The organism is uncultured Campylobacter sp., assembly GCF_963517995.1.
Classification (GTDB): domain Bacteria; phylum Campylobacterota; class Campylobacteria; order Campylobacterales; family Campylobacteraceae; genus Campylobacter_A.
This window is the reverse complement of the sequence record NZ_CAUQHQ010000125.1, coordinates 1-6432: the sequence shown is the minus strand read 5'-3', so window position 1 is coordinate 6432 and position 6432 is coordinate 1. Positions and strand designations below refer to the sequence as shown.

General features: G+C 36.6%; 5 protein-coding genes. 3 read left to right on the top strand and 2 right to left on the bottom strand.

Going from position 1 to position 6432, the window contains the following annotated elements:
* On the top strand, window positions 1-907 hold a 907-nt coding region (locus RYL88_RS10625), incomplete at its 5' end, for an iron ABC transporter permease (RefSeq protein ID WP_314991169.1).
* Entirely contained in the window at window positions 898-1671 is a 774-nt protein-coding gene (locus RYL88_RS10620; RefSeq protein ID WP_314991167.1) for an ABC transporter ATP-binding protein, read from the top strand. The genes RYL88_RS10625 and RYL88_RS10620, both read left to right, overlap by 10 nt.
* Before the next feature lie 528 nt (window positions 1672-2199).
* Here the strand turns inward: RYL88_RS10620 and RYL88_RS10615 are convergent.
* Window positions 2200-3411, bottom strand: a complete 1212-nt coding sequence (locus RYL88_RS10615) for an AAA family ATPase (protein WP_314991165.1) — start codon at window positions 3409-3411, stop codon at window positions 2200-2202.
* Window positions 3412-4857: 1446 nt separating this feature from the next.
* Here RYL88_RS10615 and RYL88_RS10610 point away from each other — a divergent pair.
* Window positions 4858-5214, top strand: a complete 357-nt coding sequence (locus RYL88_RS10610; protein ID WP_314991163.1) for a type II toxin-antitoxin system HicB family antitoxin — start codon at window positions 4858-4860, stop codon at window positions 5212-5214.
* Between the two features lie 289 nt (window positions 5215-5503).
* On the opposite strand, the gene RYL88_RS10605 is transcribed toward RYL88_RS10610, so the two are convergent.
* Window positions 5504-5803 (bottom strand): tetratricopeptide repeat protein, encoded by a 300-nt coding sequence (locus tag RYL88_RS10605; protein WP_314991161.1) that lies wholly within the window; start codon window positions 5801-5803, stop codon window positions 5504-5506.
* Window positions 5804-6432 lie beyond the last annotated feature (629 nt).

Sequence of the window (6432 nt, the reverse complement as noted above, 5' to 3'; positions counted from 1 at the left end):
GCTTGCGGGTAGGATTTCGCTTGAGGGGCTAATTGACTATTATCAAAACGACAAAGAGACGCTTTACGCTTTGATATTTGACCTGCGCTTGCCTAGGCTGATAGCGGCATTTTTGATAGGCGCTAGCCTTAGCGCGGCGGGCGTGATATTTCAGGCGATGTTTGCAAATCCTTTGGTAAGCCCGAATATCCTGGGTGTCGGTAGCGGAGCGGGGTTTGGCGCGGTGGTTTGCATTTTAGCCTTCGGTAGTCCCGTAGCCACGCAAATAGGCGCTTTCGTTTTCGGTTTTTTAGCCGTCATGATAGCTTACGCCCTAGGCGTTTTGGTCAACAAAAACTCAAAGCTCATGCTGGTGCTTGCGGGCATCATCACGGGCGCGATATTCGAGGCGCTGATCTCCGTCGTCAAATACGTCGCCGACACACAAGAAAAGCTACCAAGCATCGTATATTGGCTGATGGGAAGCCTAAGCGCCATCTCTTGGAGCGACGTAGCGGCGCTTGCTCCCGTTTGCGTTAGCGGACTCGCGCTTTTGAGCCTAATGGGCTGGAAGCTAAACATTTTATCCCTAGGCGGCGAACACGCAAGCATTTTGGGCGAGAGTAAATTTTTAGGCTTTATCTTTATCGTACTTGCTACGCTGATAACGGCCGCAAGCGTAGCGATAGCGGGTATCATCGGCTGGGTCGGGCTTTTGATGCCGCATGTTACGAGGCTGATTTACGGCTCCGATAACTCGCAGCTAGTTCCGATTTCTGCGATTTTAGGCGGGATATTTTTGATGCTAACCGACGTCGCGGCTAGAAGCGTGAGCTCGGCTGAAATCCCGCTAAGTATCCTAACCGCGCTTATAGGCGCTCCGATGATCGGCGTCATCATCGTTAAAAAGGGCAAAAGATGGTCTTAAACGTAGAAAATTTAAGCTTTTCATACGAGTGCAAGCAAATTTTGCAAAATTTGAGCCTTAGCCTAAAAAGCGGCGAAACGCTTGCGATTTTGGGCCCAAACGGCATAGGCAAATCTACGTTTTTAAAGATTATCTTAGGACTCTTAAAAGCAAAAAGCGGTCAAATCCTGATCGACGGGCGCGATCATGCCTCTCTTAGCGGCAAAGAGCGCGCCAAGCTCGTAGGATACGTGCCTCAAAGCGAAAATATCGCTTTTAGCTTTAAGGTAAAAGATCTGATTTTAATGGGCGTAAACGCAAACGTCGGTATGTTTTCAAGGCCGAGCGCAGAGGATAGGGCGATGACTGAGGAAGCCGCAAGCATAGCAGGCGTTAGCGAGTATTTAAATTTAAACGTAGACGAGCTAAGCGGCGGCATGATGCAGCTAGTGCTTATAGCACGCTCGCTAGTACTACGGCCTAAAATTCTCGTCATGGACGAACCTACGTCGTACCTCGACGTCTTTCATCAAAACGCCGTTTTAAGCCTAATCAAAAAACTAAATAGCGAGCAAAAAACCTGCGTGATCTTTACCTCGCATCATCCCGATCACGCGCTTGCGGCGGCGGATAAAACCTTGCTATTAAACGGCCCCTTAGGATATGAATTCGGCGCAACGGGTCAAATTTTAAAGGGCGAAAATTTAACCAAACTTTTCGGTATCGATTTTATAAATTTAAACGTCGAAGATAAAAGGAGATTGCTTGTTAGGTGGAGGGTTTAAATTTGATGGCGATATGGCTAGGATCGCATGTTGTAAATTTGGCTAAAGCAAATCGGAGCTTGAAATATTTAGTGATCATTATATCTTAAGAATGAGTGCATGCATAAATAGGCAAAAGGCATCTTTAAGACTTATTAACGTAATCATAAAAACAGATAAGCACTTTGAGGCATTGATATTATTAAGAGGTGGAGTTTAGGGCATAATAGGGCTAAAAATATAAAAAAGTTTGAAAAGTGAGATTTTCAATATAATAAATAATAAATGCCCTAAAGTATGGGCTTTTTAGCTTGATATTCGGTATTTTTAGTTAGGTTCAAGATAAGTTAAAAACTTTCAAAGGATAGTGCATCTTATTTTGCAATAAATGAAGTGTAGCTAAGCACAAGCGCACATTAAATGAGAGTGTGCAAATTTATATTGTTAAAAAGCTTACAATACGTTAGTTGACTACAGAGCCAAATCTAATTATAGAATAAAACACTCAATAACTACGCTACGTCCATTGCTTTACAAGAGGCAAAACGCCTAATATAAAAACCCAAATAGCCACAGCGGGATTTTATTGCCACTTCCGACTTCTATATCGTCGGCTACTACGTACGAGTTTTGCACGTCTTTGATCTGCTCAAAACTCTTTTTGGCTCCGCCTACCTCAAAGGTAAATTTATCATCTACAATGAAGTCGCCCTGCTTGCTTAACATAAGCGAATCTATTTGAAATTTTCCGGCCTTATAGGCGCTTATTTGATTTACGAAAAAGCTCTCTCTCAAGCTTCCGATATTAGGCGAGCTACTTAAGGCATAAGCTAGGTTAGTATTGCTTAGGTAAATTTTATCCGGCTTTAGTATGGCGTTATATCTCCTGCTTTTACTAGTTAAATTTATTATAAGACCTGCGCTTTGCATATATCTTAGGTATTCGATAAGAGTAGACCTAGATATTTCGCACGCCCTTGCCAACTCGCTTATATTTGGGCTAAAAGGAACGCTTTGACTTAGTAAAAACAGTAGCTTTTTTAGCTTATCTATATTTGCGTAGTTTAGCGAGCAAACATACGGGATGTCGCTTTGCAATACTTGATTTATCACGCCCGTTAGTTTAGAGTGAAAGCCTATTTTATCGTTTGCAAACGGATATGCTCCGTGAGTTAGATAGTCTTTAAAATATATGAACGGCTTAAATTTGCCAATTAAATTTACGGCTATTTCATAGTGATTTGCCAACATTTCATCTAGGCTATATTTTTTGTATTCGCTTTTTAAATTTAGATTTAAAAACTCTCTAAAAGACATAGTGTTTAGATGATACTTTACCGCTCTCCTGCTTAGATCGGCCCCGTTTATATCAAGCTCTAGCATAGACGAACCCGTGATTACGAGTTTTAGATTGCTTTGGTCTATGATGGTTTTTATATGAGACGACCAATCTTTTAGCTTGTGTATCTCGTCTATCAAAAGTATTTCGCCGCCCACTTTTTCGAAGTCGAGCGCGAATTCATAAAGAGACGTCGCTGCGAATAAAGGATTGTCCATGCTTATATAAAGGGCTTTTTGCGAAGCTTGGAAATTTTGTTTTAGGTATTGCAAGATTAACGTCGTTTTACCAACGCCGCGCTGCCCTAATATCATTACGGCTTGTTCACTAAAATCTATATCGTCGTAAAGATATCTTTTAAAATCAAGCTTCACTTTTCTTAGATAGTTTTGCTGCTCATTAAAGAATCTCGTAAAGTCCATATGCGTTCTTTTATTAAAAGTTGTTAAGTATATTTTACAATTTTATATAATATTTGTCAAACACAATATCGTATTAATACAACAATCCAAATAGCCACAGTGGGATTTTATTTCTCACCTAATTAAGTTTAGCTACACATTGTTTTAATAATTTATGCTATATCATAGCAGAAGATAAAAGTTTTTTAGCGAGAATCATCTCAATTTTATATTCTTTTTGATACAGTATTAAGTTTTATAATTATATAAGGCTCAAGATAAAAAGTTTTTAACTTATCTTGAGCCTTATATATTAAATGATAGCTTACAAATTTGACGGCTATGTAATATGATTTTTACAATAAATAAATATAATTTTAAAAATCATAAATGACTTTTGTCTCTAATGCTAGACAAAGAATAAAATGTCAGTCTATTGATAATTTATGTAATGGGGCTAAGATTAATCCATATTTTGACCAAAGTTTTTCGTTCAGAAAAACAAAACTCTTACTCATGCGTAAAAGATTTTGGAGATCCAATGGTCTCCAAAATCAAAAAAATCTCTCTATTAAAAATCATTTTTTGCTTTTTTTCATTTTAGGTCGTGGAAATTTATAATAATGGCTAAATTTCAAGGCGTAGTATTGAATACTACTCCTGCAAAAGTTAAGTTTTGGACGTAGAAAAAGATTAAAATCAAGGCGTAGTATTGAATACTACTCCTGCAAAAGTTAAGTTTTGGACGTAAAAAATGATTAAAATTTAGGCGGAGTATTGAATACTCCTGCTATAAAAATATATTTCTACAAAGCAGAAAAAGTATCGTCATCCGCTTCATCTTCAGGCTCATAACCGGTTCCATTTTGGATCTCTTCTTCGCTGATTATGTCTTCGTCTGAAGGAATATCGCTATTAATGTAATCTGTATTATCAATTTGTGCATATAACAAAAGCGAATCTCATCAAAAAAACAATGAAAAATAGTTCTAGCCATGATCATTGCAGAGCTATGTCCTCGTTGGAGAATTTTTAAATAAAGAATCCAAAGTTTATATACACCTATTAAACATCTTATTGGGTATGTATATGGTATAATACCGCCATAGAAAAAGACTAAAGGCAGCTTATGGGCAATAAGATTTCTAAAATAATAGATAAAATGAGAAATTCTCCATCTAGTGTTAGCTTTAATGAGGTGCGGGACGTATTGGTCTATTTGGGCTATGAGCTTAGTAGCAATGGGGAGGGGTTAGCATATGATTTTTAGAAAATCTAGCCATGAACATATAAATATCCCGTTTGCTAAACCCATAAAGAAACACTATGTCAAAAAAGTTTTAGAGAATTATGAAGAGGAAGCGATAGACTAGCATTGCCAAACAAAGATTACCTGAGACTATTTTTTTATAAGAGTTCGCGGAACTTTTATAAAAGGACAACCCTTGAGGAATCTAGGAGTATAAAATGGCACAAAACGGCAAAAACAAAGAATACTACTTAAATTTGAACTATAGTATGATTATAAACAAAGAAGACGATGAATTCGTAGCTTACTACAAAGAGTACCCTAAAGTTACGGGATGCGGAGATAATGAAATAGAAGCTATTGAGGATTTAAAAGAAGCTTTTTCCTGCTTGCTTGACGTATTAATAGCGGAAGGAGAAGAGATCAGAGAGCCTGCACCGGTTGAAAAGAAAATAAGGGTTAACGTAATTCTCCCGGAAAAGCTATTAAAATCTATCAGCAAGTTGACGACTAACAGATCGGACTTTTTGTGCAAGGCCGCAAAATACGCGATAGATAACAAGATAGCTTTATAAGAACGCCTAAAGTAGGTATTTTTTACTGCAACATACGAATATTTTCGTATGTTTTTGTATTGCGATGAATTTCTTGCTCATGAAAATGTTTGTTTTTAATATTATTGGGTTTTAAAGCCCTGTTTTAGGGCTTTTAAAAAGGTATGTTTTTAGTTTAAGGTTTATGAGCGGTAAGACCGGGTAAAACTTAAAGAGTAAAATGCCCTATTTTAGGGGGTTTGGGGTTTAAGGTTTTATACCTTCATTTTTTCTGCGACGATCGGCAATTTTTGCAAAGAACAATTAATTTTTAATAGCCTTTTTCATTTAGCCTTCTGTAATCACCACATCCCAACCGAAGTCCTAAATCACAAGCTTTGCCATAATATTGTTTTGCAGTGGAAAAATTTTGTTTTACACCTTGACCGTTTTCGTATAAAAACCCTAAGCTAGTGCAACCAAAAGCCTCTCCACTATCACACGCTTTTTGATATAGCTCAGCAGCTTTTTGGTAGTCACCTTTATCGTAAGCTTCGTTTCCCAATTCGGTAAGATCTTTGGAAAATCCAATAGAAAATAAAACTACAAGTAAAACTAAAATTCTTTTCATTTTTTTACTTCTTTAATATAAACTATATAGGTGATATTTTGTCTTTTTTAAACTTAAATTATTATTAATTATATATTTATTTTTGTGATAAAAAATAGCATATATAAACTTACCTATCATTTCCTATACTTTTTCTAAAAATAAACTCTGGTTTTTGTTCATATTTATGTATAGATGTATGTAAATTGCCGTAACTAGCGTTAAGTGCGCTATTTGGTTGAAATAGTTATGAGAGCTGTGCCTTTCAAACTACTTTAGAGAAGTGCATCAAAAATTTATCAAATACTAAAATTTGGGTAGATTATGCTTGTAGATCGAAAAAATTTTAGGCTCAAAATAACTTAATCAGATTCTCTCTTATCATATTTAGTAAAATATGATAAAGCTCTTTCATATCTTTACTGTTATTATGTCTAAACTTTACTTCGCTATACTCGTTACTTTTCAAGAGCATCGACAAAATCATAGTCCTTGTGCTTAGCTTCACTTCGTTTGCTACTGATTAGGATGCGCTATCTTTGAGAAAAACTCCTTTTGAAAGTCTTTAACTTATCTTGAATCAATTTTTATAGTATTGTTTTTCGATTATAATAGTAACGACCAATCCATTTGCCTACTTATTGATATTT